This is a genomic window from Priestia sp. JV24 (assembly GCF_025910025.1).
Lineage (GTDB): Bacteria > Bacillota > Bacilli > Bacillales > Bacillaceae_H > Priestia > Priestia megaterium.
Window position 1 is genome coordinate 1 of sequence record NZ_JAPCIN010000007.1, and the last position, 26,912, is coordinate 26,912.

At 39.5% G+C, this 26,912-nt stretch carries 24 protein-coding genes and 1 riboswitch; of the genes, 21 read left to right on the forward strand and 3 right to left on the reverse strand.

Translation table 11 applies throughout. The features are described from left to right. The first annotated feature begins 165 nt into the window (after positions 1-165). From OK414_RS01135 to purD, 13 genes are all read left to right on the forward strand, one after another. Complete coding sequence (locus OK414_RS01135) at positions 166-366, forward strand: NETI motif-containing protein (protein WP_016762769.1); 201 nt, start codon at positions 166-168, stop codon at positions 364-366. Between the two features lie 84 nt (positions 367-450). Continuing rightward, positions 451-552: riboswitch (purine riboswitch) on the forward strand. A gap of 129 nt (positions 553-681) precedes the next feature. Further along, positions 682-1,170 carry a 5-(carboxyamino)imidazole ribonucleotide mutase gene (gene purE / locus OK414_RS01140; RefSeq protein WP_013055034.1) on the forward strand — a complete coding sequence of 163 codons (489 nt, stop codon included), beginning with the start codon at positions 682-684 and terminating at the stop codon, positions 1,168-1,170. Further along, positions 1,163-2,308: a 5-(carboxyamino)imidazole ribonucleotide synthase gene (purK, locus tag OK414_RS01145; RefSeq protein WP_013081438.1), complete on the forward strand. Its 1,146-nt coding sequence runs from the start codon at positions 1,163-1,165 to the stop codon at positions 2,306-2,308. The genes purE and purK overlap by 8 nt, the downstream gene beginning before the upstream one ends. After that, positions 2,305-3,597: an adenylosuccinate lyase gene (purB, locus tag OK414_RS01150; protein WP_013055036.1), complete on the forward strand. Its 1,293-nt coding sequence runs from the start codon at positions 2,305-2,307 to the stop codon at positions 3,595-3,597. The genes purK and purB overlap by 4 nt, the downstream gene beginning before the upstream one ends. Positions 3,598-3,671: 74 nt before the next feature. Beyond that, the gene (purC, locus tag OK414_RS01155) at positions 3,672-4,379 is read left to right on the forward strand and encodes a phosphoribosylaminoimidazolesuccinocarboxamide synthase (RefSeq protein ID WP_013055037.1); all 708 of its coding nucleotides are present in this window, start codon (positions 3,672-3,674) and stop codon (positions 4,377-4,379) included. 7 nt (positions 4,380-4,386) lie between these two features. Further along, entirely contained in the window at positions 4,387-4,638 is a 252-nt protein-coding gene (gene purS / locus OK414_RS01160) for a phosphoribosylformylglycinamidine synthase subunit PurS (protein WP_013055038.1), read from the forward strand. After that, positions 4,635-5,321, forward strand: coding sequence for a phosphoribosylformylglycinamidine synthase subunit PurQ (purQ, locus tag OK414_RS01165; RefSeq protein ID WP_013055039.1), 687 nt, complete (start codon positions 4,635-4,637; stop codon positions 5,319-5,321). The genes purS and purQ overlap by 4 nt, the downstream gene beginning before the upstream one ends. Beyond that, positions 5,305-7,536 carry a phosphoribosylformylglycinamidine synthase subunit PurL gene (gene purL / locus OK414_RS01170; RefSeq protein WP_013055040.1) on the forward strand — a complete coding sequence of 744 codons (2,232 nt, stop codon included), beginning with the start codon at positions 5,305-5,307 and terminating at the stop codon, positions 7,534-7,536. Before purQ ends, purL begins: the two co-directional genes overlap by 17 nt. Then, on the forward strand, positions 7,512-8,927 hold the full coding sequence (purF, locus tag OK414_RS01175) for an amidophosphoribosyltransferase (RefSeq protein ID WP_013055041.1): 1,416 nt from the start codon (positions 7,512-7,514) through the stop codon (positions 8,925-8,927). Before purL ends, purF begins: the two co-directional genes overlap by 25 nt. Before the next feature lie 26 nt (positions 8,928-8,953). Further along, a complete protein-coding gene (gene purM, locus OK414_RS01180; protein ID WP_013081441.1) occupies positions 8,954-9,991 on the forward strand; it encodes a phosphoribosylformylglycinamidine cyclo-ligase in 1,038 nt (345 codons plus the stop codon). Beyond that, positions 9,988-10,566, forward strand: coding sequence for a phosphoribosylglycinamide formyltransferase (purN, locus tag OK414_RS01185; RefSeq protein WP_014461934.1), 579 nt, complete (start codon positions 9,988-9,990; stop codon positions 10,564-10,566). Before purM ends, purN begins: the two co-directional genes overlap by 4 nt. 103 nt (positions 10,567-10,669) lie before the next feature. Then, a complete protein-coding gene (gene purH / locus OK414_RS01190) occupies positions 10,670-12,208 on the forward strand; it encodes a bifunctional phosphoribosylaminoimidazolecarboxamide formyltransferase/IMP cyclohydrolase (protein ID WP_025752921.1) in 1,539 nt (512 codons plus the stop codon). Between the two features lie 13 nt (positions 12,209-12,221). Then, positions 12,222-13,496, forward strand: coding sequence for a phosphoribosylamine--glycine ligase (gene purD, locus OK414_RS01195; protein WP_034654678.1), 1,275 nt, complete (start codon positions 12,222-12,224; stop codon positions 13,494-13,496). Between the two features lie 30 nt (positions 13,497-13,526). Here purD and OK414_RS01200 read toward each other — a convergent pair whose 3' ends face one another. Then, on the reverse strand, positions 13,527-13,784 hold the full coding sequence (locus OK414_RS01200) for a DUF2892 domain-containing protein (protein ID WP_016762773.1): 258 nt from the start codon (positions 13,782-13,784) through the stop codon (positions 13,527-13,529). A 102-nt stretch (positions 13,785-13,886) separates the two neighbouring features. On the opposite strand from OK414_RS01200, the gene OK414_RS01205 reads away from it, so the two are divergent. Further along, a complete protein-coding gene (locus OK414_RS01205; RefSeq protein ID WP_263045946.1) occupies positions 13,887-15,635 on the forward strand; it encodes an adenine deaminase C-terminal domain-containing protein in 1,749 nt (582 codons plus the stop codon). A gap of 147 nt (positions 15,636-15,782) precedes the next feature. Continuing rightward, positions 15,783-16,088, forward strand: a complete 306-nt coding sequence (locus OK414_RS01210; protein WP_013081447.1) for a YerC/YecD family TrpR-related protein — start codon at positions 15,783-15,785, stop codon at positions 16,086-16,088. A 37-nt stretch (positions 16,089-16,125) separates the two neighbouring features. On the opposite strand, the gene OK414_RS01215 is transcribed toward OK414_RS01210, so the two are convergent. Then, positions 16,126-17,508 (reverse strand): glycine--tRNA ligase, encoded by a 1,383-nt coding sequence (locus tag OK414_RS01215; protein ID WP_013055049.1) that lies wholly within the window; start codon positions 17,506-17,508, stop codon positions 16,126-16,128. A gap of 512 nt (positions 17,509-18,020) precedes the next feature. Here OK414_RS01215 and OK414_RS01220 point away from each other — a divergent pair. Genes OK414_RS01220 through OK414_RS01235 form a run of 4 tightly spaced genes read left to right on the forward strand, consistent with a single transcriptional unit; the run spans position 18,021 to position 24,231 of the window. Beyond that, on the forward strand, positions 18,021-18,719 hold the full coding sequence (locus tag OK414_RS01220; protein WP_263045947.1) for a heptaprenylglyceryl phosphate synthase: 699 nt from the start codon (positions 18,021-18,023) through the stop codon (positions 18,717-18,719). Positions 18,720-18,771: 52 nt separating this feature from the next. Next, positions 18,772-20,997 carry a DNA helicase PcrA gene (pcrA, locus tag OK414_RS01225; protein ID WP_282958754.1) on the forward strand — a complete coding sequence of 742 codons (2,226 nt, stop codon included), beginning with the start codon at positions 18,772-18,774 and terminating at the stop codon, positions 20,995-20,997. 20 nt (positions 20,998-21,017) lie between these two features. Next, positions 21,018-23,024 (forward strand): NAD-dependent DNA ligase LigA, encoded by a 2,007-nt coding sequence (gene ligA, locus OK414_RS01230; protein ID WP_034654681.1) that lies wholly within the window; start codon positions 21,018-21,020, stop codon positions 23,022-23,024. Between the two features lie 13 nt (positions 23,025-23,037). Beyond that, entirely contained in the window at positions 23,038-24,231 is a 1,194-nt protein-coding gene (locus OK414_RS01235) for a CamS family sex pheromone protein (protein WP_047933019.1), read from the forward strand. A 54-nt stretch (positions 24,232-24,285) separates the two neighbouring features. Here OK414_RS01235 and OK414_RS01240 read toward each other — a convergent pair whose 3' ends face one another. Further along, positions 24,286-24,771: a DUF3920 family protein gene (locus OK414_RS01240; RefSeq protein WP_034654683.1), complete on the reverse strand. Its 486-nt coding sequence runs from the start codon at positions 24,769-24,771 to the stop codon at positions 24,286-24,288. 365 nt (positions 24,772-25,136) lie between these two features. Between OK414_RS01240 and gatC the strand changes: the two genes are divergently transcribed. Next, on the forward strand, positions 25,137-25,427 hold the full coding sequence (gene gatC / locus OK414_RS01245; protein WP_016762781.1) for an Asp-tRNA(Asn)/Glu-tRNA(Gln) amidotransferase subunit GatC: 291 nt from the start codon (positions 25,137-25,139) through the stop codon (positions 25,425-25,427). Between the two features lie 16 nt (positions 25,428-25,443). Further along, complete coding sequence (gatA, locus tag OK414_RS01250) at positions 25,444-26,901, forward strand: Asp-tRNA(Asn)/Glu-tRNA(Gln) amidotransferase subunit GatA (RefSeq protein ID WP_013055056.1); 1,458 nt, start codon at positions 25,444-25,446, stop codon at positions 26,899-26,901. Positions 26,902-26,912 lie beyond the last annotated feature (11 nt).

Here is a 26,912-nt window from a genome sequence, read left to right on the forward strand (position 1 = left end):
CAATAAAAAGACTAGTCATTCAATGACTAGTCTTTTTTGTTTCTAAAAATTACAGCATGAATTTAACTTTTAAATTATGTTACACTATAGTGGATTCATTTAATTTCTGTTATAAAAGCTCTTTTTGACGCTGTAAGAAACTTTTTTCGAACTGGAGGCTGCATTTTGGGTAAGAAATCAAAAAAAGTACTGTATGAATTACAAGAAAATGAAACAATCGCAAGTTGTTTAGATCGGATGAAAAAAGATGGGTATATGCCTGTTCGACGAATGGAAAAGCCTATTTTTGAAGAAAAAGAAATAAATGGTAAAAAGGACTATGTTCCGGTAAAGCAACAGATTGTTTTCGAAGGGAAAAGTCTCTAAATACGAACATTTTAATGATAAAAATAGTAAACATTCGATTTTTAGGTTGACTTTTTTCTAGTTTGGCTGTTATTATTAAGTTGTCAATTGAGATATCCGAAACCTCATATAATAGTGGGAATATGGCCCACGAGTTTCTACCCGATGACCGTAAATCATTGGACTATGAGGAGAGTACAATTACTAAATAGGTAAACATGATTCCTTTTCAAAAGGAATGTTGATACATGAAACCTAGGGTAGTTGTGGCTTTCCTTTAGTGAGCCATAACTTTACCCTAGGTTTTTTTATAACGTGAAAAAGGAGCTTTTATTCATGAATGTAAAAGTTGCTGTTGTAATGGGCAGTCAGTCAGACTGGAGCACTATGAAATATGCGTGTGACATTTTAGATGAATTAAATATTGAATATGAAAAGAAAGTTGTATCAGCACATCGAACGCCGGATTATATGTTTGAGTACGCTGAAACTGCTAAAGAACGAGGGATTAAAGTTATTATTGCTGGCGCTGGTGGCGCTGCTCACTTACCTGGTATGATTGCTGCAAAAACAATTTTACCTGTAATAGGTGTACCGGTTAAATCAAGTAACTTAAACGGTTTAGATTCACTTTTATCGATTGTTCAAATGCCAGGCGGCGTACCGGTAGCTACAGTAGCTATTGGAAAAGCTGGTTCTACGAACGCTGGCCTGCTAGCAGCACAAATCTTAGCAACACAGGATCCAACGTTAAGTGATCAACTTGAAAATCGTAGAGAGTCTATTAAATCATCCGTGTTAGAAAGTAGTGATCAACTTGTCTAATTTACTTATACCTCCTGGTAAAACAATTGGAATCGTAGGCGGTGGACAGCTAGGAAGAATGATTGCACTATCTGCTAAAGAAATGGGTTATTACATTGCAGTGCTTGAACCAACAGAAGATTCTCCTTGCGGTCAAGTAGCAGATATTAAAGTCATTGGCAACTATGATGATAGAAAAGCGGTTGAACAGCTTGCTGAAGTGTCAGATGTCATCACCTATGAATTTGAAAACGTTGATGTTGAGATGATGAAATGGCTAGAAACAAAATGCTACGTGCCACAAGGCAGTCATTTACTAGCCGTTACACAAAATCGTCGTTTAGAAAAAGAAATGATTACAAAGCTTAATCTAGACGTTCCTGATTACGCAATCGTTACGACTGAAGAAGAACTTTTAAAAGCTGTCGAAACAATTGGTTATCCATGTGTCGTAAAAACTTGCCGAGGCGGATATGACGGTAAAGGGCAAGTTCTAGTGAAAAATGAGAATAATATTCGTGAAGCAGCTGAGCTATTAGCACAGTCGGAATGCATTGTAGAACAGTGGATGAACTTAGATAAAGAAGTATCAGTTATTGTACACCGCAATGCAAAAGGCGAAACGGTATGTTTACCAGTAGCTGAGAACATTCATAAGCATCATATTTTGCACCAAACGATTGTTCCGGCACGTATTACAGCAGATCAAGAAGCGAAAGCTCTTCAATATGCGCAAGAAATAGCAAAAGGATTAGATTTAGTTGGCACATTAGCAGTTGAGATGTTCCTAACTGAAGAAGGTCAGCTTTATATAAATGAAATGGCACCTAGACCTCATAATTCAGGTCATTATTCAATCAATGCTTGTGATCTTTCTCAATTTCAGCAGCATGTAAGAGCCATTTGTAACTGGACCCTAGCACAACCGACTTTATTAAAACCTGCTGTTATGGTTAACCTATTAGGGGAACATATTGAGAACACAATGGCAAAAATCGAATGTTTAGATGATATGCACTTGCATTTGTACGGAAAAAAAGTTGCAAAAGAGAAGAGAAAAATGGGACATATCACGGTATTAGCTGATAAGATAGATGAGGCGATAGAAAAAGCCGAATCTCTAGGAATTTGGGAAAGAACGGAGGAAGTAACAACATGATTGAACGTTATACAAGACCAGAAATGGCAGCTATTTGGACAGAAGAAAATAAATTTAAAGCTTGGTTAGAAGTTGAAATTCTAGCTTGCGAAGCATGGTCAGAATTAGGACATATTCCGAAAGAAGATGTAAAGTTAATTCGTCAAAATGCATCTTTTGATATTAACCGCATCAATGAAATTGAACTAGAAACGCGTCATGACGTAGTAGCTTTCACTCGTGCAGTATCTGAAACGCTTGGTGAAGAGCGCAAGTGGGTACACTACGGTTTGACTTCAACTGACGTGGTTGATACAGCTCTATCTTATTTATTAAAGCAAGCTAATGAAATCTTGCTAAGTGACGTAGAGCGCTTTGTAGAAGTACTAAAGGAAAAAGCTCAAGAACATAAGTATACGGTTATGATGGGACGCACGCACGGTGTACACGCTGAGCCAACGACATTTGGTTTGAAAATGGGATTATGGTACGAAGAAATGAAGCGTAACCTAGAGCGTTTAAAACGTGCTGCAGCTGAAGTGGAATTCGGTAAAATGTCAGGAGCAGTTGGAACGTTCGCTAACATCGATCCTTTCGTTGAAAAATACGTATGTGAGAAATTAGGAATTTCACCAGCACCAATCTCTACGCAAACATTACAGCGTGACCGTCATGCACACTATATGTCAGTACTAGCGTTAATTGCGACATCTATTGAGAAATTTGCAGTAGAAGTTCGCGGTCTTCAAAAGAGTGAAACACGTGAGGTTGAAGAGTACTTTGCAAAAGGTCAAAAAGGTTCATCTGCAATGCCTCATAAACGTAATCCAATCGGTTCTGAGAACGTAACGGGACTTGCTCGCTTAATTCGCGGCTATATGGTTACAGCTTATGATAATGTACCGCTTTGGCATGAGCGTGACATCTCTCATTCATCGGCAGAGCGTGTCATCTTACCTGATGCAACGATTGCTTTAAATTACATGTTAAATCGTTTTGCAAACATTGTTAAAAACTTAACAGTATTCCCTGACAACATGAAGCGCAACATGGATCGTACACTAGGATTAATTTACTCACAGCGTGTACTGTTAACACTAATCAATAAAGGCATGGTACGCGAAGAAGCATACGACTTAGTACAGCCAAAAGCAATGGAAGCATGGGAAACGCAAGTTCCTTTCCGTTCTTTAATTGAAGGCGAAGAGCGCATTACTCGCCACTTATCACCAGAAGAGATTGAAGATTGCTTCGATCATAAGCACCATTTAAAAAATGTAGATATGATTTTTGAACGTTTAGGTCTTTAATAAAAAAGGCAAGGCACGTCCTTGCCTTTATCTAAGAAAGTGTATCTGAATATTCTGTATGTAGAGGTGACAGCATGGAAAAGCAAGAGTTACTTTATGAAGGAAAAGCGAAAAAAATTTACGCTACTGATGAGCAAGATGTATTGTGGGTTGCTTATAAAAATGAAGCTACAGCATTCAACGGTCAGAAAAAAGCGGAGATTAGCGGAAAAGCACAGTTGAACAATCAAATTAGTAGTTTACTATTTTCAATGTTACATGAGCAAGGGATTACAACTCACTTTGTGAAGCAGCTTTCAGATCATGAACAAGCGGTTAAGAAAGTAGAAATTGTCCCGCTTGAAGTTGTTGTACGAAATGCTACAGCAGGAAGCCTTGCGAAGCGAATTGGCGTAGAAGAAGGTATTCGTTTTGAACAGCCAATCGTTGAACTTTACTACAAAGATGATGCGCTTGGTGATCCATTAATTCTTGCAGAACATGCGATTTTCCTTAAAGCTGCAACTCAAGAAGAGATTGATAGTTTAAAGGCACAAGCACTTCAAATCAACGAAATATTATCGAAATTTTTCAAAGATAAAGATATTTTCTTAGTGGATTTTAAATTAGAATTCGGCCGTACTTCTCAAGGCGACATTATTTTAGCGGATGAAATTTCACCTGACACTTGCCGCTTCTGGGATGTTCATACGAACGAAAAATTAGATAAAGATGTATTCCGCAGAGATTTAGGCGGTTTAACAGAAGCATACGAAAAAATCTTACAGCGAATCGGAGGATAACCCAACCATGTATAAAGTAAAAGTATTTGTCACATTAAGAGAAAGTGTATTAGACCCTCAAGGAGTAGCCGTTAAAAATTCATTGCACCGTATGTCTTATGAAGAAGTAGAAGAAGTACGCATCGGTAAATTTTTAGAGCTAACAATCGACAGCACAGATTCATTAGATGAACGCGTAAAAGAAATGTGTGAAAAGCTTTTAGTTAATACAGTAATTGAAGATTACCGTTACGAGGTTGAGGAGGTTGTCGTACAGTGAAATTTGCTGTAATTGTTTTTCCAGGATCAAACTGTGACGTTGATATGTATCATGCTATCAAAGATGAGCTTGGTGAAGAAGTAGATTACGTTTGGCACGATACAGAATCATTAGATCAATATGATGGTATCTTGCTTCCAGGCGGTTTCTCATATGGAGATTACCTTCGTTCAGGTGCTATCGCTCGCTTCTCAAATGTAATGGACGCTGTAAAAAAAGCAGCAAGCCAAGGAAAGCCAGTACTAGGTGTATGTAATGGATTCCAAATTTTATTAGAAGCAGGATTACTGCCAGGTGCTATGCGCCGTAATGAAAACTTAAAATTCATCTGTAAAACAGTGAATTTGAAAGTAGCTAATAACGAAACAATGTTTACAAATGCTTATGGCAAAGATGAAGTAATTGCTATTCCAGTGGCACACGGTGAAGGCAACTACTATTGTGATGAACACACGTTACAAAAATTGATTGAAAACAACCAGATTCTTTTCCAATACGCAGGTGATAATCCAAACGGAAGTCTTCAAGATATTGCAGGGATTACAAACGAAACAGGCAACGTATTAGGAATGATGCCTCACCCAGAAAGAGCGGTAAGCGATCTTTTAGGAAGCGCGGACGGACTTAAATTATTTCAATCAATCGTAAAGCAGTGGAGGGAACAAAATGTCGTTACTTCTTGAACCAAATGTAGAGCAAATTAAAGAACAAAAGTTATATCGAGACATGGGATTAACAGACGAAGAGTTTGCGAATGTAGAGCAACTGCTTGGTCGTACTCCTAATTATACAGAAACAGGCTTATTCTCTGTTATGTGGTCAGAGCACTGCAGTTATAAAAACTCTAAGCCTGTACTGAAAAAATTCCCTATCACGGGTGAAAAAGTATTACAAGGTCCTGGTGAAGGAGCTGGTATCGTTGATATTGGTGACAACCAAGCCGTTGTATTTAAAATCGAAAGTCATAACCATCCATCAGCGATTGAACCTTATCAAGGAGCAGCAACTGGTGTAGGTGGTATCATTCGTGACGTCTTTTCAATGGGAGCAAGACCGATTGCACTTTTAAACTCTTTGCGTTTTGGTGAATTAACATCTCCAAAGGTTCGTCATTTGTTTGAGGAAGTAGTAGCGGGAATCGCAGGTTACGGTAACTGTGTAGGAATCCCAACAGTAGGCGGAGAAATTCAGTTTGAAGCTTCATATGAAGGAAATCCGCTTGTTAACGCTATGTGTGTGGGTTTAATTAATCACGAAGACATTCAAAAAGGTCAAGCTAAAGGCGTTGGCAACACGGTTATGTACGTAGGAGCAAAAACAGGCCGCGACGGCATCCACGGCGCAACATTTGCTTCTGAAGAACTATCTGATCAGTCAGATGAAAAACGTCCTGCTGTACAAGTAGGAGATCCATTTATGGAAAAACTTCTTCTTGAAGCTTGCTTAGAACTTATCAAGTGTGACGCTTTAGTCGGTATTCAAGATATGGGTGCTGCGGGCTTAACAAGTTCTTCAGCAGAGATGGCAAGTAAAGCGGGTTCTGGTATTGAAATGAACCTTGATCTTGTACCTCAGCGTGAAACAGGTATGACACCATATGAAATGATGCTTTCAGAATCTCAAGAGCGCATGCTCATCGTTGTTGAAAAAGGCCGTGAAAATGAAATCGTAGAAATCGTAGAAAAATACGGATTAGAAGCTGTTTCAGTTGGTCACGTAACCGACGATAAGCGCCTTCGTTTAACTCATAACGGAGAAGTAGTAGCAGATGTTCCTGTAGATGCCTTAGCAGAAGATGCACCGGTATACCACAAGCCATCTCAAGAACCAGCATACTATCGTGAGTTCCAAGAGCAATCAGCATATGCTCCTACTGTTGAAAATCACAGTGATATGTTAGTAACACTTTTAAAGCAGCCTACTATTGCAAACAAAGAGTGGGTTTACAACCAATATGACTATCAAGTACGTACAAACACAGTTGTATCTCCTGGATCTGATGCGGCGGTTGTTCGTGTACGTGATACAAATAAAGCATTAGCGATGACAACAGACTGTAACTCTCGCTATTTATACCTAGACCCAGAAGTAGGCGGCCGTATTGCAGTAGCAGAAGCTGCTCGTAACCTTGTATGTTCAGGTGCACAGCCTCTTGCAATTACAGACTGCTTAAACTTCGGTAACCCTGAAAAACCAGAAATCTTCTGGCAAATTGAAAAAGCAACAGACGGTATGAGCGACGCTTGCCGTGAGCTATCGACTCCGGTTATCGGCGGTAACGTATCTCTTTACAATGAAACAAAAGGTGAAGCAATTTACCCAACTCCTGTTATCGGAATGGTTGGTTTGATCGACGATATCAACCATATTACAACTCAATATGCGAAGCAAAAAGATGACTTAATCTATGTTATTGGTAAAGCTGAAGCAGAATTCGCAGGTACTGAGCTTCAAAAAGTACTAGAAAACGGTACGGTATTTGGGCATTCACCTAAATTAGATTTAGCAGTTGAAAAAACACGTCAAGATCAGCTTCTTCAAGCAATTCGTGAAGGCGCAGTTCAATCTGCTCACGATATTGCAGAAGGAGGATTCGCGGTAGCCCTAGCTGAAAAAGTGATGAACGGCAGCGGATTAGGTGTGGACGTAACGGTAGACGGCGAAGCAACAGCAGAGCTATTCAGTGAAACACAATCACGTTTTATCGTAACGGTTTCTCCAGAGAATAAAGAAAAATTCGAAATGCTTGTACAAGATGTAACATTAGTAGGACGCGTAACAGAAGACGCAACATTAACTGTTAAACATCAAGAAAATGTTCTTGTTCAATTATCAGTTGAAGAATTAACTACTGCTTGGAAAGGAGCGCTTCCATGCTTGCTGAAATCAAAGGCTTAAACGAAGAATGTGGCGTATTCGGTGTATGGGGACATGAAAATGCAAGCCAGATTGCTTATTACGGTTTGCATAGCTTGCAGCACCGCGGACAAGAAGGCGCTGGTATTGCTGTAACAGACGGAGAAAAAGTGACAGTAATGAAAGGTGTCGGTCTTGTTAACGAAGTATTTGGCCACGGAGAGTTAGAGCAACTAAACGGTAAAGCAGCAATTGGACACGTTCGTTATGCAACAGCTGGAGGCGGAGGGTTTGAAAATGTTCAACCCCTTCACTTCCGCTCTCATAGCGGAAGCCTTGCGTTAGCTCATAATGGAAACTTGGTTAATGCAAATGCATTAAAGCATCAGCTGGAAAACCAAGGGAGTATTTTTCAATCAACATCAGATACAGAAGTACTTGCTCATTTAATTAAACGAAGCGGCTATGAAGATATGAAAGATAAAGTAAAAAATGCTTTATCCATGGTTAAAGGCGCATACGCATTCGTTATCTTAACAGAAGATACGATGATGGTTGCACTTGACCCTCACGGATTGCGTCCGTTATCAATTGGACGATTAGGTGATGCTTATGTAGTAGCTTCTGAAACATGTGCGTTTGATATTGTTGGAGCAGTTCATGAGCGTGATGTAGAGCCGGGTGAATTACTCATTATTAATGATGAAGGTATTCAATCAGAACGTTTCACATTAAACGTAAACCGCGCAATTTGCAGTATGGAATATATTTATTTCTCAAGACCAGACAGTAATATTGATGGAATCAATGTTCACTCTGCTCGTAAAAACCTTGGGAAACAACTTGCAGTTGAGTCACCGATTGAAGCAGACGTTGTAACAGGCGTTCCCGATTCAAGTATTTCAGCAGCGATCGGTTTTGCAGAACAGTCAGGAATTCCATACGAATTGGGTTTAATTAAGAATCGATACGTAGGCCGTACGTTCATTCAGCCTTCACAAGAATTGCGTGAACAAGGTGTAAAAATGAAGCTGTCTCCTGTACGTAAAATTGTAGAGGGTAAACGTGTTGTCATGGTAGATGACTCTATCGTTCGCGGCACAACAAGCCGTCGCATTGTTCGTATGCTTCGAGAAGCAGGAGCAACTGAAGTACATGTACGCATCAGTTCACCCCCTATCAAAAATCCATGTTTTTATGGAATTGACACGTCGTCATCCTCTGAGCTAATTGCTGCTACGCGCTCTGTTGAAGAAATTCGTGAATTGATTGAAGCTGATTCACTTGTTTTCTTAAGCAACGAAGGGTTAGTAGATGCAATCGGCAGACAGTATGAAGGCAACGGCGGACAGTGTATGGCATGTTTCACTGGAAAGTATCCAACTGAAATTTATCCAGATACTGTACACCCTCATGAAAAGGTAACTTGTTAGTTTTAACGTAAAAAAGGAGTGACAACATGTCATATTCATATAAACAAGCTGGAGTTGACTTAGAAGCAGGATATGAAGCTGTTTCACGTATTAAAAAGCACGTAGAACGCACTGCTCGTGCAGGTATTATGGGAACAGTGGGTGGCTTTGGCGGAATGTTCGATTTATCTACATTGAATTTAAAAGAGCCTGTTCTTGTTTCTGGTACAGATGGAGTAGGAACAAAATTGAAACTTGCTTTTCAAATGGATAAGCATGACACGATCGGTGTGGATGCAGTGGCCATGTGTGTAAACGACGTTTTAGCACAAGGAGCAGAGCCTCTTTACTTCTTAGATTATATTGCTTGCGGGAAAGCAGTTCCTGAAAAAATTGAATCGATTGTAAAAGGAATTGCAGACGGCTGTGAACAATCCAACTGTGCGTTAATTGGCGGAGAAACAGCTGAAATGCCAGGTTTATACGAAGAAGATGAATATGATCTTGCAGGGTTTACAGTAGGAGCAGTAGAAAAGTCAGAAATTATTACTGGAGATGAGATTAAAGCTGGACAGCTGTTGATCGGTATTTCATCTAGCGGTATCCACAGCAATGGCTACTCTCTTGTACGTAAAATCGTTGATGATCAAGGATTAAATCTTCAAGAAACTTACGCTGGTTTTAACGAAAAGCTTGGAGTTGAGTTATTAACACCAACAAAAATATACGTGAAGCCGGTCCTAAAAGCATTACATGCAGCTAAGATTGCAGGTATGGCTCATATTACTGGAGGCGGATTTGTTGAAAATATCCCTCGTATGCTTCCTGAAGGTTTAGGTGTAGAAATCGATTATGGTTCTTGGCCAATTCCATACGTGTTTGATTTCCTTGAAGAGCAAGGCAAGCTAGACCGTAAAGAAATGTTCGAAGTATTCAACATGGGAATCGGATTTGTTTTAGCTGTTGAACCTGAAGATATGAATAAAGTCATTGAAGCAATTGAAAACGAAGGCGAAAAAGCATTTGTTATCGGACGTGTCAAAGAAGGAACAGGTGTTGAATTTGCTGGAGGGACGTTTGCATGATAAATATTGCAGTGTTTGCTTCTGGAAACGGCAGTAATTTTCAATCCATCTACGAAGCAACTCAGTCAGGTCGATTAAAAGCAAATATCGCGCTTGTTGTTTGCAATAAACCCGATGCATACGTAATTGAACGAGCAAAAGCATGTGGAATACCATGCTTTGTTTGTTCGCCTAAAAACTATGAAAATAAAGAAGCGTATGAAGCAGCAATTCTTGCAGAGCTTACATCAGCTAAAGTAGAATTTCTTGTTTTAGCAGGATATATGCGATTAGTTGGTTCGACGTTGCTTAAGCCATACAAAAATCGTATTGTTAATATTCACCCTTCGCTTTTACCTGCATTTCCTGGGATTGATGCTATTGGTCAAGCTTTTGATGCAGGAGTAAAAGTGATTGGAATTACCGTGCATTTTGTAGATGAAGGCATGGATACAGGACCAATTATTGACCAGCAGGCTATTCGCATTGAAAAAGGCGATACAAGAGAAACAGTTGAGGCCCGTATTCATGAAATTGAACATCAATTTTATCCCGCGGTACTGAATGAATTATTTGAACAAGCCGCAGTTAAATAAATAGGATGGAACCTTGTCAAAAAAGTTTTAATCCTTTACTATGGTAGAGTAGTAGTGAAAGAAAGATTTTAAATGAGAGATCGGATCAGGAGGAGTTTACAAAATGACAGCAAAACGCGCGCTTATTAGCGTATCTGATAAAGAAGGTATTGTTTCATTTGCACAAGAATTAAAGGACTTAGGAGTAGAAATTATTTCAACTGGCGGTACGAAGCGTACCCTAGAAGAAAACGGCATTGACGTTATCGGAATCTCTGAAGTAACTGGTTTCCCAGAAATTTTAGACGGCCGTTTAAAAACATTGCATCCTAACGTTCACGGTGCTTTATTAGCGTTACGCGATAATGAAGAGCATCAAGCTCAAATGAAAGAGCATAATATCTCGCCAATCGACTTTGTAGTTGTAAACTTATACCCATTTAAAAAGACAATTGAAAAAGAGGATGTAACGCTTGCTGAAGCGATTGAGAATATTGACATCGGTGGACCTACAATGCTTCGTTCAGCTGCGAAAAACTATCGTTCTGTCTCAGTTGTAGTAGATCCAAGCGATTACGCAACCGTAGTAGAAGAGTTAAAAGCGGATGGCAATGTTTCATTTGAAACCAACCAACGATTAGCAGCAAAAGTATTCCGTCATACGGCAGCTTATGATGCATTAATCGCTGAATACTTAACAAACATTACAGGTGAAACAACTCCTGAGAAATTAACAGTAACGTATGAGCGTGTTCAAGGCTTACGATACGGAGAAAACCCTCACCAACAAGCTTCTTTCTATAAAAAGCCGTTAACACAAAAAGGTTCTATTGCAACAGCTACGCAGCTGCATGGAAAAGAGTTATCATACAATAATATCAACGATGCAAACGCAGCTCTTCAAATCGTAAAAGAATTCAAAGAGCCGGCTATCGTAGCGATCAAACATATGAATCCTTGCGGTGTAGGTGTGGGTGAAACAATTGCTCAAGCTTATCAAAAAGCATACGAAGCGGATCCTACATCTATCTTTGGCGGCATCGTAGCAGCTAACCGTCCTATCGACCGTGAAACGGCTATTCAGTTAAAAGAAATCTTCTTAGAAATCATCATTGCTCCTGCGTTCGATCAAGAAGCATTAGATGTATTAACAGCTAAGAAAAACCTTCGTTTACTAACGATAGAGCTTGATGAAAAAGCAGAAAAAGAAGCTTTCTTAACATCTGTAAAAGGCGGCGTGCTTGTTCAGGATGAAGATGTGTTCGGATTTGATGATGCAACGATTACTGTTCCAACGAAACGTGAGCCAACAGAAAAAGAGTGGGCAGATTTAAAATTAGCATGGAAAGTTGTTAAGAATGTTAAGTCTAATGCTATTGTACTTGCGAAAGATGACATGACAATCGGCGTCGGAGCTGGTCAAATGAATCGCGTAGGCGCTGCAAAAATTGCAATTGAACAAGCTGGTGAAAAAGCACAAGGTTCAGCTTTAGGTTCAGATGCGTTCTTCCCAATGGGCGATACAGTAGAAGCAGCAGCTAAAGCAGGAATCACAGCTATTATTCAGCCGGGCGGATCAATTCGTGATGAAGAGTCAATTGCAAAAGCAGATGAATACGGCATTGCAATGGTATTTACAGGCGTAAGACATTTTAAACATTAATGAGGTGAAGAACGTGAATGTTTTAGTTATTGGAAAAGGCGGAAGAGAGCATACAATTGCATGGAAAGCTTCAAAAAGTCCACTTGTTAACGAAGTATTTGTAGCACCAGGAAATCCGGGCATGAGAGATGTGGCAACGATTGTACCAATCGATGAAAGCAGCCAAGAAGAGCTTGTGCAGTTTGCAAAAGAAAACAAGATTGGATTAACAATTGTTGGACCAGAAAATCCGCTAATTGAAGGCATTGTTGATCGGTTTGAACAAGAAGGTCTTCCAGTCTTTGGACCGCGTAAACAAGCAGCGATGATTGAAGGAAGCAAAAGCTTTGCAAAAGAGCTCATGAAAAAGTATGATATTCCAACCGCAGCGTATGAAACATTTACGTCTTACGAGGAAGCAAAAGCATATGTGGAAAAGCAAGGCGCTCCAATTGTTATTAAAGCAGACGGCTTAGCAGCTGGTAAAGGTGTAACTGTTGCTTTAACAGTAGAAGAAGCCGTAGATACATTACGTGATTTTCTAGTTGACCAAAAGTTTAAAGAAGCAAGTGCAAAAGTAGTTGTAGAAGAATTTTTGGATGGTGAAGAATTTTCATTAATGGCATTTGTACGCGGTACAAATGTATATCCAATGGTAATTGCACAAGATCATAAGCGTGCTTTTGACGGCGATCAAGGTCCGAACACAGGAGGCATGGGAGCTTACTCTCCTGTTCCGCAAATCAGTGATGCAGAAGTACAAGAGGCTGTAGAAAACATCTTACTTCCAATGGCTAAAGGATTAGCTGAAGAAGGCTGTGAGTATACAGGAATTCTATATGCTGGTCTGATTCAAACACAAAAAGGACCAAAAGTGATTGAATTTAATGCGCGTTTTGGAGATCCTGAAACACAGGTTGTACTGCCGCGTATGAAAAGCGATTTAGTCGATGTGCTTCTTCGCATTTTGAAAGAAGAAAAAGTAGAAATTGAATGGGATGACGAAGCGGCTATCGGAATCGTATTAGCAGCAGCAGGCTACCCAGAAGATTATCAAAAAGGTGCGCCAATTAACGGGTTGGATGCGATTAGTGAAGACGCGCTTGTTTTCCACGCTGGTACAGCTTTAGAAAACGACACATACGTTTCAAACGGGGGCCGCGTTCTATTAGTAGGTGCCAAAGGAGCAACCCTTCAAGAAGCGCAGCAAGAAGTATACAAACAAATGGCTCATATCGATGTAGAAAAAGGCTTTTTCTATCGCAAAGACATCGGCCATCGTGCATTAACAAAAGCAGCTTTAAAATAAAAAAGGAGAGCTCCGGCTCTCCTTTTTACCTTATGAAGGATTATACGTTTCTTCGTTTCCGTTTGGATGGTGTTCATGTTCATCATGTTTTTGACATGAATCATATGCGTACGTAAGGGGACAAAAACGCGTGATGCCTTCTGCAACTTTTAAAGCGCCCATTAACCCTAAGAAGATGTATGAATCTTTGTACGGTCTGCGAGATAAACGAGATGTTGTCCAAGAAAGAAGGGTAAAACCCAGCGTAAGTCGAATTAATGCGTTAACAATGCCGATATTTGGTTTCATGTTTTATCACCTTTATTCATAAAATTAATAACAGTTTCTGAATGCGTTTACATCACGGATGTGTTACGATAAAAATACATAGTAAATTAGGGGGAATTTAGCATGCCGGAACAAAGATACCGCTGGAAAAGCAAACATATTAGACAGCAGCTCTTAGTATTAAACGGTCAAAAAGCACCAACTATTGTCTTAAAAGATGCAACATATTTGAACGCTCGAATGAAGCAGTGGAAAAAAGCACATATTTGGGTTTACCAAGATCGTATTGTATACGTCGGCTCAGAGATGCCTAAGCACACGGACGCTTCTACAGAGATTATAGACTGCAGTGAGAAATATGTGGTTCCTGGGTATATTGAGCCCCATGTTCACCCGTTTCAGTTATATAATCCCCAGACTTTTTCCCAATATGCAGCCAAGCACGGAACAACGACTTTGTTTAATGATAATTTAATTCTCGCTTTACAGCTCGAACAAAAAACGGCGTTTTCATTGATTGAAGAAATGAAAACGTTACCACAATCGCTGTATTGGTGGTGCAGATTTGATTCGCAGACGGAAATTGATGAAGAGGCTGACATCTTCTCACATACAAACATTACTTCTTGGCTACAAAATGAAGCTGTCTTACAAGGAGGCGAACTGACAAGTTGGCCGAAGCTTTTAGACGGAGATGATTTAATGCTTCACTGGGTTCAAGAGACAAAACGGATGAGAAAGCACATTGAAGGACATTTCCCAGGGGCGTCAGCATTTACCTTGGCAAAAATGAAATTGCTCGGAGCAGACAGCGATCATGAGTCTATGACTGGGGAAGATGTTGTTGCTCGGTTAACACAAGGCTATGACGTTGCTTTGCGCCACTCTTCAATTCGGCCGGATTTGCCAAAATTGCTGCAGGAGTTAAAAGAGCTGCAGGTAGATTATTTTGACCATATTACGATGAATACAGACGGTTCTCCGCCTTCTTTTTACCAAAATGGCGTGTCAGATATGTTAATTACATTAGCTATTTCAGAAGGGGTTCCCGTGTTAGATGCTTATAATATGGTGTCTGTAAATATTGCTCGCTATTATAACATGGAACATTTGCACGGGCATGTAGCAACAGGCTGTGTGGCTAATATTAATATTTTAGAAGATCCTATGCGGCCTACTCCGGTCTTTGTGCTAGCAAAAGGAAAGTGGATGAAAAAAGAAGGCAAAGAACAAGCATTAGCCTCAGTAGAATTTCCTTGGGAAAAGTTTGGTTTTTCACCGTTAAAGTTGGACTTTGATTTAACGATGGACGATTTTCAATTTTCAATGCCAGTAGGCGTAAAAATGAAAAATGCTGTTATTATGGAGCCGTATTCAATTCACTTGAATGTGAGCGGAGATGTATTGGCCTCTGATCATGATGAAAGTTTTTTAGTGCTGGTGGACCGAGAAGGCAAGTGGCGGATCAATACGCTGTTAAAAGGATTTGCGACAAATGTATCGGGACTGGCGAGTTCATTTTCAAATACAGGTGATTTTATTTTAATTGGAAAATCGAAAAAAGATATGATGTGTGCATTCAAACGTATGAAAGAAATTGGAGGCGGTATTGTCATTACAGAAGATGAGAAAGTAGTATACGAACTGGTTCTTCCGTTAAAAGGAGTCATGTCAAACCTGCCGATGGAGGAGTTAAGTAAACGAGAGGTAGAACTCAAGAAAGTGCTGGGTGGGCGAGGATACAAGCACGATGATCCTGTCTATTCACTGCTGTTCTTTTCGTCTACACATTTGCCCTATATTCGTATCACGCCAGTAGGAATTTATGATGTTATGAATAAAAAAGTACTTTTTCCGTCTATAATGCGTTAAAATATAAAAGTATCAAAGGAATTTGAAATTTGTATGAAATTGGCTGTCTTCATACAGAATGAATGTATGTGCAAATAAATATAGAAACTGTATTTTATAGATAGAAACAACCAGTAAAGAAAGCCAATGATAAAGGAGTTCGATACGATGCAAATCAACAAACTACGAGGAAAAGAATTAGATCAGCTATTTCAAGCGATTTTATCATTAGAAAACCTTGAAGAATGCTATCAATTTTTTGATGACCTATGTACAGTTAATGAAATTCAATCATTAGCACAGCGCTTAGAAGTAGCAAGAATGCTGCGAGAAGGCAACACGTACCATAAAATTGAGACGGAAACTGGAGCAAGCACAGCAACTATTTCCCGTGTTAAACGCTGCTTGAATTATGGAAGCGATGCGTATCAAATGGTGTTAGAACGCCTTCAAGAAGATTCGAATCAAAAGTAAAGCGTATGGCTGAAGCAGCCATACGCTTATTTTTTAATTAAAATTGAGTTGCTTCTTCAATGATATTTTTAAGGTCGCTAATTGCTACACGTTTTTGTTCCATTGTGTCGCGGTTACGGATTGTTACTTGATTGTCTTCTAATGAATCGAAATCGAATGTAATACAGAACGGCGTACCGATTTCATCATGGCGACGGTAACGTTTACCGATTGAACCAGCATCATCATAGTCAATCATAAAGTATTTTGCTAAATCTTCAAAGACAGCGCGAGCTTCGTTAGAAAGCTTTTTAGAAAGTGGCAATACAGCAGCTTTAAATGGTGCTAAAGCAGGGTGAAGCTGCATAACTGTACGAGAAGAGCCATCTTCTAACGTTTCTTCTTCATATGCATCAATCATATAAGCTAATGTTACACGGTCAGCGCCTAAAGAAGGCTCGATGCAGTAAGGTACATAGCGTTCGTTTGTTTCTTGATCAACATATTGGAAGTCTTCTCCAGAGTGTTCCATATGCTGCTTTAAGTCATAGTCTGTACGAGAAGCTACGCCCCATAGTTCTCCCCAGCCGAATGGGAACTTGTATTCAAAGTCTGTTGTTGCATTACTGTAGTGAGAAAGTTCATCATCATCATGGTCGCGAAGACGAACATTTTCTTCTTTCATACCAAGAGAAAGAAGCCATTTATTACATGTTTCTTTCCAGTAGTTAAACCACTCTAATTCAGTGCCTGGTTTACAGAAGAATTCAAGTTCCATTTGTTCAAATTCACGCGTACGGAATGTGAAGTTACCAGGTGTAATTTCGTTACGGAAGCTTTTACCCACTTGGCCGATACCGAACGGAAGCTTTTTACGCATTGAGCGCTGAACGTTTTTAAAGTTTACGAAAATACCTTGAGCTGTTTCAGGACGAAGGTAAATTTCATTTGTTGATGTTTCAGTTACACCTTGGTGCGTTTTGAACATTAAGTTAAATTGACGAATTTCAGTGAAGTTAGCTGAACCACACTCAGGACATGTAATTTCATGTTCTTTAATTAAGTCAGCCATTGCATCAAATGAAAGGCCGTCTACGATCATTTCAATGCCTTTTTCTTGAAGTTTTTCTTCAATTAGTTTATCGGCACGATGACGGGCTTTACAATCCTTACAGTCGATCATTGGGTCATTAAAGTTTCCTAAGTGACCAGAAGCTTCCCATGTTTTTGGATTCATTAAAATCGCAGCGTCTAAACCAACGTTGTATGGAGATTCTTGAATAAATTTTTTCCACCATGCTTTTTTAATATTGTTTTTTAATTCTACGCCAAGCGGGCCGTAATCCCATGTATTTGCAAGACCGCCGTAAATTTCAGATCCTTGAAATACAAAGCCGCGGTGTTTAGCGTGAGATACGATTTGATCCATTGTTTTTGACATTCTAATTCCTCCTGTAAATGGTAGTGATTCAAGCGAAACAAAAAGAGCGGGTACAAAAAAACTCTCGTCCCTGGGCATATCAACAATATGCCCAGGGACGAGAGTTTTTCCCGCGGTTCCACCCTGGTTGATACAAAATGTATCCACCTTCGTCTGTATATACTCCAGATTGCCTTTTCCTTAAACCATTCTCTAGGCTCTCACCGTCCCTAGTTCGCTTTGTGAAGAGGATTTAAGTACTATTGATCCTTCAGCGTATTTCATATGAATTTTAGTAGCTATATATTAGCATATCCTATGCAGAGAAACAATAACCTTGTGCAAAATGGGCTTTTTTTGTGATGTTTTCTTCCGGGATTTGAGGATAAAACCATATCTTTTCACCATATTTTTTGAAAACAAAAAACGTGATGAAAAGTTCGGTTTTCCTTTCATTTCACCCTCTTAGTTTTGTTATAATGAACAAATGGACGAGCGCGAACTTTTAAGTGTAAAGAAATGGAGGAACATATATGTATGATATTAAAGAGTGGAGACATGTCTTTAAATTAGATCCTAATAAAGAGATTTCAGATGCAGATTTAGAGAAAATTTGCGAATCCGGCACGGATGCGGTTCTTGTCGGAGGATCTGATGGAGTGACTCTAGACAATGTACTGCAGCTGTTAATGCGTATTCGCCGCTACACGGTGCCGTGTGCGCTTGAAGTATCAACAATTGACTCTGTAACACCTGGGTTTGATTCTTATTTTATTCCGACCGTTTTAAACAGCAAGGATCCAAAGTGGATTGTTGATTTACATCACGCGGCTATGAAGGAATACGGAGAGATCATGGACTGGGATGAAATTTTTGTAGAAGGATACTGCGTACTTAACCCCGAAGCAAAAGTAGCTGCGCTAACAGAAGCAAAAACAGATTTGAATGCAGAAGACGTTGTAGCGTATGCTCGTATGGCTGAACGCATGTTTCATTTGCCTGTTTTCTATCTAGAATACAGCGGAACGTATGGAGATCCTGAATTAGTGGCAGAAGTGAAAAATTCACTAAATGAGACGAAGTTATTTTACGGCGGGGGTATTGAGACAAAAGAGCAAGCGAGTGAGATGGGGGAGCTAGCCGATACGGTTATTGTAGGAAATGTTATTTACACAAATTTATCGGAAGCGTTAAAAACTGTAAAAGCAGTAAAAAAGAATATTGCACAGTGAAAAATAAATAAAGTAGAATAGAGAATATATGTTCGATATAGGCGGTGAAAACGTGAATTTTTTAAGTGAAAAATTATTAACAGGATTAAACCCTCAGCAACAAGAGGCAGTTAAAACGACAGACGGACCACTATTACTTATGGCCGGTGCAGGAAGTGGAAAAACACGTGTATTAACGCATCGAATTGCGTTTTTAATGGCAGAAAAAGAAGTTGCACCTTGGAATATTTTAGCCATTACTTTTACAAACAAAGCAGCTCGTGAAATGAGAGAGCGTGTTTCAAATATCGTTGGCGGAGTGGCAGAAGATATCTGGATTTCAACGTTCCACTCGATGTGCGTGCGTATTTTAAGAAGAGATATTGATCGTATTGGCTTTAATCGTAACTTTACGATTTTAGATTCAACGGATCAGCTTTCCGTTATTAAAAATATTTTAAAAGACCAAAACATCGATCCAAAAAAATTCGATCCGCGCTCGTTATTAGGAAGCATTAGTTCAGCTAAAAATGAACTGAAAGTAGCGGAAGAATTTGATAAAACAGCAACGGGACCTTATGAAGAAGTTGTAAGCAAAGTCTACAAAGAGTATGAAAAGCGTTTAAAGAAAAACCAAGCGCTCGATTTTGATGATTTGATTATGACAACGATTCAGCTATTTAAACGAGTTCCTGAAGTGTTAACTTACTATCAGCGCAAGTTTCAATATATTCATGTGGACGAGTATCAAGATACAAACCATGCACAGTATATGCTGGTTCGCTTGCTAGCTGCAAGATTTGAAAATGTATGCGTAGTAGGGGATTCAGATCAGTCTATTTACCGCTGGCGCGGGGCTGATATTACAAATATCTTGTCATTTGAAAAAGATTACCCAAAAGCCAAAACTATTTTGCTTGAACAAAATTATCGTTCAACTAAAACGATTTTGGCTGCGGCAAACGGCGTCATTGCAAACAATATGAATCGTAAAGTGAAAAACTTATGGACGGAAAACGATGAAGGCCAGAAGATTTATCATTACCAAGCAATGAGTGAGCATGATGAGGCACAGTTTGTAGCACGTAAAATTAAAGAAGCAGTAGACAGCGGAAAGCGTAAATACAGTGATTTTGCCATTTTGTATCGTACAAATGCACAGTCTCGTGTGATGGAGGAAGTGCTGTTAAAATCCAATATTAATTATACAATTGTCGGCGGCATTAAGTTCTACGACCGCAAAGAGATTAAAGATTTGCTTGCATACTTGCGCTTAATTGCCAACCAAGATGATGACATTAGCTTAGCTCGTATTGTGAACGTTCCAAAGCGCGGAGTTGGAGCTACTTCAGTCGATAAAGTGGCCAATTACGGAAACGTTCATGACATTTCTATTTTCAAAGCGCTGGATGAAGTAGAATTAATGGGGTTAACAGGCAAAGCAACAAAAGCCCTTCGTGATTTCCAATCGATGATTTCGAACTTAGCTCAAATGCAAGACTATATGTCTGTTACAGAGCTTGTGGAACAAGTATTAGAAAGAACAGGATACCGTGAAGCGCTTAAAGTGGAAAAAACAATTGAAGCACAAAGCCGCTTAGAGAATATTGATGAGTTTTTATCTGTCACAAAAACGTTTGAAGAAGCAAGTGAAGATAAAAGCTTAGTAGCATTTTTAACCGATTTAGCACTTGTTGCTGATATCGATAAGCTTGAAGACGAGGAAGAAGAAGAGAACGAACAAGTGATTCTGATGACGCTTCACTCGGCAAAAGGTCTAGAGTTCCCGGTTGTTTTTCTAATGGGTATGGAAGAAGGCGTATTCCCTCATAGCCGATCATTATTCGAAGATAATGAAATGGAAGAGGAACGACGCTTAGCCTACGTAGGGATTACGCGTGCTGAACAAGAATTGTATTTATTAAATGCTCAAATGCGCACACTATTTGGTAAAACAAACGTTAATCCAAAATCCCGCTTCATTGGAGAAATCCCAAGCGAGCTTGTGGAATCTTTAAATGAAGCAATGCGCAAACCTGCTGCTGGTCGTTCAGGGGCTTCAGCTTCGCCGTTTGCAGCGCGCCGACAAGCGGCCGTGGCAAAAACGAAGCTTGTGTCAACAGGCAGTGAATCAATTGGATGGAGCGTTGGAGATAAGGCCGAGCATAAAAAATGGGGAATTGGTACAGTTGTAAGTGTAAAAGGAGAAGGAGATTCAAAAGAATTAGACATTGCTTTTCCTAGTCCTACAGGTGTAAAAAGACTGCTTGCTAAATTTGCCCCGGTTACGAAAGTGTAATCGTGAAAAGGAGCTAGAATATGGAGTTTGAGACAGCAAAATCCCGCGTTCAAGAATTACGTGACTTATTAAATCAATATGGCTATGAATATTATGTGTTAGATCAGCCATCTGTTCCAGATGCAGAATACGATAAATTAATGAATGAGTTAATTGAGATAGAAGAATCATTTCCAGAATTAAAAACAGCTGACTCACCTACTCAGCGCATCGGCGGCCAAGTGCTCGATGCGTTTGAGAAGGTTCAGCATCAAACGTCTATGCTAAGTTTAGGAAATGCATTTAATGAAGAAGACCTTCGGGATTTTGATCGCCGAGTGCGCCAAGCCGTTGGAGATGAGTTTTCTTATGTATGCGAACTTAAGATTGACGGTCTTGCTGTATCTCTTCGCTATGAAGATGGATACTTAGTGCTGGGGGCTACGCGCGGAGACGGTACGACTGGTGAAAATATTACTGAAAACTTAAAAACAATTCGCTCTATTCCACTGCGAATTAAAGAACCGTTATCAATGGAAGTTCGCGGAGAAGCATTTATGCCGAGAAAATCATTCAAAGCACTTAATGAAGCAAAAATGGAAAGGGATGAGGTTCCGTTTGCTAACCCGCGTAACGCAGCTGCAGGCTCACTGCGTCAGCTAGATCCTAAAATTGCGGCAAAACGTAATTTAGATATCTTTGTATATGCCATGACTGATACAGGAGAATTAGAAATCGACTCTCACAGCGAAAGTTTGAATTTACTCGATGAGCTTGGTTTTAAAACAAATAAGGAAAGACAGACGTGTGAAACCATTGATGATGTGATTGCTTACATCGAAAGCTGGCAAACGCAACGTCCAGAACTATCTTATGATATTGATGGCATTGTTGTAAAAGTAGATTCATTTGATCAGCAGGCTGAGCTTGGAACAACGGCCAAAAGTCCACGTTGGGCTATTGCTTATAAGTTTCCTGCTGAAGAAGTTGTAACCAAGCTTGTAAATATTGAGCTGACGGTAGGCCGTACAGGTGTCATTACGCCAACAGCTATTTTGGAGCCTGTTCAAGTAGCAGGTACGACGGTACAGCGTGCGTCTCTTCACAATGAAGATTTGATTCGTGAAAAAGACATTCGCATCGGAGATTATGTCGTAGTGAAAAAAGCAGGAGATATTATTCCTGAGGTAGTGAATGTGATTGAGGAGAAGCGAACGGGAGAAGAGCAAGAGTTTACGATGCCTACTCACTGTCCGGAATGTGAAAGTGAACTGGTGCGTTTAGAAGAAGAAGTTGCGCTTCGCTGCATTAATCCAAGCTGTCCTGCTCAAATTCGTGAAGGACTTATTCATTTCGTGTCCCGCAATGCGATGAACATTGATGGACTTGGTGAAAAAGTTATATCGCAATTATTTCGCGAACAGTTAATTAAAGACGTAGCGGATATTTATACGCTGACAAAACATCAGTTAATCGAGCTTGAGCGCATGGGTGAGAAATCTGCTGATAATTTGATTGCAGCCATCGAAGCATCGAAAGAAAATTCGCTTGAGCGTTTGCTTTTTGGTTTGGGCATTCGCCATGTCGGAGCAAAAGCTGCAAAGACGTTAGCTCAGCACTTTGAAACCATAGACAAGTTAACAAAAGCAACGTATGATGAATTAGTGGCAATTAATGAAATTGGTGCCAAAATGGCTGATGCTATTGTTGCTTACTTTACACAAGAAGAGGTTCAAGAACTTATACATGAATTAAAAGAGTATGGAGTAAACCTTACATACAAAGGACCCAAGCTTGTAAGTGTAGAAAATGTAGATTCTGTTTTTGCTGGTAAAACCGTTGTATTAACAGGTAAGCTTGAACAGCTATCTCGCAATGAGGCAAAAGCACGAATTGAAGCACTTGGCGGTAAAGTCACAGGAAGCGTAAGTAAAAAGACAGACCTTGTTGTGGCAGGGGAAGAGGCTGGTTCCAAACTGACAAAAGCTAACGAGCTTGAAATTGAAGTATGGGATGAGGCAAGGCTACTTACGGAATTAAATAAATAAGAGGTGTGTGTAGTTGAAAAAGATATTGTTACTTTCTCTTGCGGTCATGCTTGTAACTTCAGCGTGTGCACCGAATCTTTCGGACGATAAAGAGACTGTTCAACAAACCAACAACAAGAAAGAAAAAGCAGTTATTCCGAAGTATAGTATTTCAGATGATTATTACCGAACAATTCTTCCATTTAAAGCGGGAGTGGCAAGAGGCTTAGTAGCAGCAAACTTAAACAACCGCTTGGATGCGCAAGAATTTGAAACAGGCTTAATGCGCTTATCGACAGATAGCTATTCTCCGAAAAAATATGTGTATCAAGAAGGCCAGTACCTTGATAAAGATACTATTCGCTCATGGTTAAGCCGTAAGCTGAGCGATAAACAGTTTAAAGATCTTCAAAGTAAAACAAAAGATAAGACGGCGAAAAAGAAGCTTAAAAACAATGGGTTAAATCCAATCGATACGGAAAAAGGCGATTTGAAAACTCGTAACGAAACAAGCCCAATGTACTTAGCGAACATTACTGAGCAAGATTACCTTATCCAAGACGGAGACGACAAGGTAAAACTTGGAGGCGTCACAATTGGCCTGGCGATGAATTCCGTTCATTATTATACAGAAGAAAATGGCTATGCTCGTGAAGTGAAGCTTACAAATAAAGAGATTGAAGCCCAAGGAAAGCAAATGGCAGATAAGATTGTTAAGCGTATGCGCGACATCAAAGGCCTAGAAAATGTGCCAGTTCGAGTAGCGCTATTCAAACAAAGTGCTAAGTCTTCTTTAACACCGGGTAACTTTATAGCTGTCGGAAATGCAGGTTCAAATGATACGGCCGTTGGCAGCTGGGATAATTTAGACGAGCAATATTATTTATTCCCATCATCAGATGCAACAAAAGATCATCGAGACGATGCGATGAAATTTGATGAGTTTAAAGCGCAAATCGAAGACTACTTCCCGAACTTTACAAGCGTAGTAGGGAAAGGGTATTACAAAGATGGACAGCTTCAAAAGATGACGATTGATATTCCCGTACAATTTTACGGAAAAGGTGAAATTGTAGGATTTACTCAGTACGTTGCTGGTTTAATGCTTGATCATTTCCCTTCATATATGGAAACGAGTATCTCTATTAACTCAGTAAGCGGACCGGAAGCTCTCATTGTTAGAAAAGCAGATGAAGACAAGCCGTTCGTTCATATTTACGAAGAGTAAGCAAAAAAGACACTGCTCAAGCAGTGTCTTTTTCTAATTCTATGAGATTGCCTCCTATGAAGGAATGGCGTGAGAATTTTGTCTTGTAAACTTAGCAAGATAATAAGCAGCAAATGCAAACGCATCTTGTTCGGTTGTCCGCTCTTCATACGGGCGCTTTTTATCAAGCTCAAATTCTTTCTGATAATAAGGGATGTGATCTTGAATATAGTGGCGCAGCTCGTGAAAGATCGTTTCAACAAGCGGAAGATAGTCCTCAAATTTAAAAATAAATATAATGCCGACTTCTCGCCAGTAAACGCCTGATGCAAACTGCAGGTATTCTGCTTCTTCTTCTCCAAGAGCAGAGACAATTTTATTGGCTTCGCATGAATCACAAAAAATGATAGGAATATGAAAGGCTTTATTTAAACAAGCAAAAACATCTTTTTGCAAGGTGGGCAAATCCCATTTGAATTCTTCATCTAATACAAACCATCTTCCGCTTTGCTGATACACAGGGCGCTGGTGGATGACTGACTGTATAAGTATTTTATTCAATTTTTATAGCACCTCTTTTACGGTAAAGTAGTTATTCGTTTTCTTTACTTTCCCAAAGACTAGTGAAATTAAAACATGGTGGTGTGTTCATCTGAAGCATGTTTCTCTTTCTATCTATCTTTTCTAAAAAGAAGGTTATTTTATACCTATGCCAGAGAGAAATATTTTATGATAAAGGAAAAGTATGGAATGTTGTTTGAATGAAATAGATTTGGTATAAAATAGAAGTGATAAATGTAAGCCCTGTCTTGCCTGGCGGGGTTTTTAATATTTTAGGAACTAGTCTCAGAAATGTTGCCTGTTGCTAGTGAAGTTTGGTATTATCAGTATATTGTAGTGGGACGAATATTCGGAGGTGAAGGAACATGTCAAGAATTTCTGTTGATCAAGTAAAACACGTTGCAAACTTAGCGAGACTTGCGGTGACGGATGACGAAGCTGAACTATTTACAAAACAATTAGATGCTATTATTACATATGCAGAACAATTAGATGAGTTAGATACTACAAATGTAAAACCAACTTCTCACGTATTGAATATGAAAAACGTAATGCGTGAAGATAAGCCAGCTAAAGGTTTACCAATTGAAGACGTAGTGAAAAATGCACCAGACCACAAGGATGGCTACATTCGAGTACCAACTATTTTAGAATAAGGAAGGAGGCTTTACGATGTCTTTATTCGATCGTAAACTTTCAGAACTACATAGCCTTTTACACAAGAAAGAAGTACGTGTACAAGATTTAGTAGACGAATCATATAAACGTATTAATGAAGTAGATGATAAAGTAGGTGCGTTCTTAGCGCTTAATGAAGACAATGCTCGTGCTTATGCAAAAGAGCTAGATGAAGCACTACAAACAAAAGATGAATTTGGCCTATTATTTGGTATGCCAATCGGTGTAAAAGATAATATTGTCACAAAAGATTTACGTACAACTTGTTCTAGTAAAATTCTAGCAAACTTTGATCCGATTTATGATGCAACAGTTGTTCAAAAATTGCAGGCAGCTGAAGCGGTAACAATCGGTAAATTAAATATGGATGAATTCGCAATGGGTTCGTCAACTGAAAACTCAGGTCTTCAGTTAACGCGCAACCCATGGAATTTAGATTACGTACCAGGTGGATCTAGCGGTGGTTCAGCTGCAGCTGTAGCAGCAGGTGAAGTTCCGTTTTCTTTAGGTTCTGATACAGGTGGTTCAATTCGTCAGCCAGCTGCTTATTGCGGTGTTGTCGGATTAAAACCAACGTATGGTCGCGTATCTCGTTACGGATTGGTGGCATTTGCATCTTCTTTAGATCAAATCGGACCAATCACAAATTCTGTTGAAGATAATGCATACTTACTTCAAGCAATTTCAGGCGTAGACCCAATGGACTCTACTTCTGCTAATGTTGATGTACCGGATTATGTATCTGCTTTAACAGGTGACGTAAAAGGTCTTAAAATTGCTGTTCCAAAAGAATACTTAGGCGAAGGTGTCGGCGAGGAAGCTCGCCAGTCTGTTTTAGATGCACTAAAAGTGTTAGAAGGACTAGGCGCAACTTGGGAAGAAGTATCGCTTCCACACTCTAAATACGCATTAGCTACGTATTATCTATTATCTTCTTCTGAAGCGTCTGCTAACTTATCTCGTTTTGACGGCGTTCGCTACGGATATCGTACAGATAATGCTGAGAACTTAATCGAAATGTACAAGCAGTCTCGAAGCGAAGGCTTTGGAAACGAAGTAAAACGCCGTATCATGCTTGGAACGTTTGCGTTAAGCTCTGGTTATTATGATGCTTACTACAAAAAAGCACAGCAAGTACGTACGTTAATTAAGCAAGACTTTGAGTCTGTATTTGAAAACTATGACGTTATCATCGGACCAACTACACCAACTCCATCATTCAAAATTGGTGAGAAAACAGACGATCCATTAACAATGTATGCAAACGATATTTTAACAATCCCAGTAAACCTTGCTGGAGTACCTGGTATTTCTGTGCCTTGCGGCTTATCAAATGGATTGCCATTAGGGTTACAAATTATCGGTAAGCATTTCGACGAAAGCACAATCTATCGTGTTGCTCATGCATTCGAACAAGCAACTGAGCATCATAAAGCGAAACCAGCACTGTAAGGGGTGAGATA

What these genes read in the sequence shown, in the direction of transcription:
- OK414_RS01215 (WP_013055049.1), bottom strand. Translation starts at nt 17,508, where the DNA reads ATGTCAAAAACAATGGATCAAATCGTATCTCACGCTAAACACCGCGGC.
- gatA (WP_013055056.1), top strand. Translation starts at nt 25,444, where the DNA reads ATGTCTTTATTCGATCGTAAACTTTCAGAACTACATAGCCTTTTACAC.
- purM (WP_013081441.1), top strand. Translation starts at nt 8,954, where the DNA reads ATGTCATATTCATATAAACAAGCTGGAGTTGACTTAGAAGCAGGATAT.
- OK414_RS01210 (WP_013081447.1), top strand. Translation starts at nt 15,783, where the DNA reads ATGCAAATCAACAAACTACGAGGAAAAGAATTAGATCAGCTATTTCAA.
- purB (WP_013055036.1), top strand. Translation starts at nt 2,305, where the DNA reads ATGATTGAACGTTATACAAGACCAGAAATGGCAGCTATTTGGACAGAA.
- OK414_RS01220 (WP_263045947.1), top strand. Translation starts at nt 18,021, where the DNA reads ATGTATGATATTAAAGAGTGGAGACATGTCTTTAAATTAGATCCTAAT.
- OK414_RS01200 (WP_016762773.1), bottom strand. Translation starts at nt 13,784, where the DNA reads ATGAAACCAAATATCGGCATTGTTAACGCATTAATTCGACTTACGCTG.
- purC (WP_013055037.1), top strand. Translation starts at nt 3,672, where the DNA reads ATGGAAAAGCAAGAGTTACTTTATGAAGGAAAAGCGAAAAAAATTTAC.
- purF (WP_013055041.1), top strand. Translation starts at nt 7,512, where the DNA reads ATGCTTGCTGAAATCAAAGGCTTAAACGAAGAATGTGGCGTATTCGGT.
- purN (WP_014461934.1), top strand. Translation starts at nt 9,988, where the DNA reads ATGATAAATATTGCAGTGTTTGCTTCTGGAAACGGCAGTAATTTTCAA.
- purE (WP_013055034.1), top strand. Translation starts at nt 682, where the DNA reads ATGAATGTAAAAGTTGCTGTTGTAATGGGCAGTCAGTCAGACTGGAGC.
- ligA (WP_034654681.1), top strand. Translation starts at nt 21,018, where the DNA reads ATGGAGTTTGAGACAGCAAAATCCCGCGTTCAAGAATTACGTGACTTA.
- purS (WP_013055038.1), top strand. Translation starts at nt 4,387, where the DNA reads ATGTATAAAGTAAAAGTATTTGTCACATTAAGAGAAAGTGTATTAGAC.
- purL (WP_013055040.1), top strand. Translation starts at nt 5,305, where the DNA reads ATGTCGTTACTTCTTGAACCAAATGTAGAGCAAATTAAAGAACAAAAG.
- purH (WP_025752921.1), top strand. Translation starts at nt 10,670, where the DNA reads ATGACAGCAAAACGCGCGCTTATTAGCGTATCTGATAAAGAAGGTATT.
- gatC (WP_016762781.1), top strand. Translation starts at nt 25,137, where the DNA reads ATGTCAAGAATTTCTGTTGATCAAGTAAAACACGTTGCAAACTTAGCG.
- OK414_RS01205 (WP_263045946.1), top strand. Translation starts at nt 13,887, where the DNA reads ATGCCGGAACAAAGATACCGCTGGAAAAGCAAACATATTAGACAGCAG.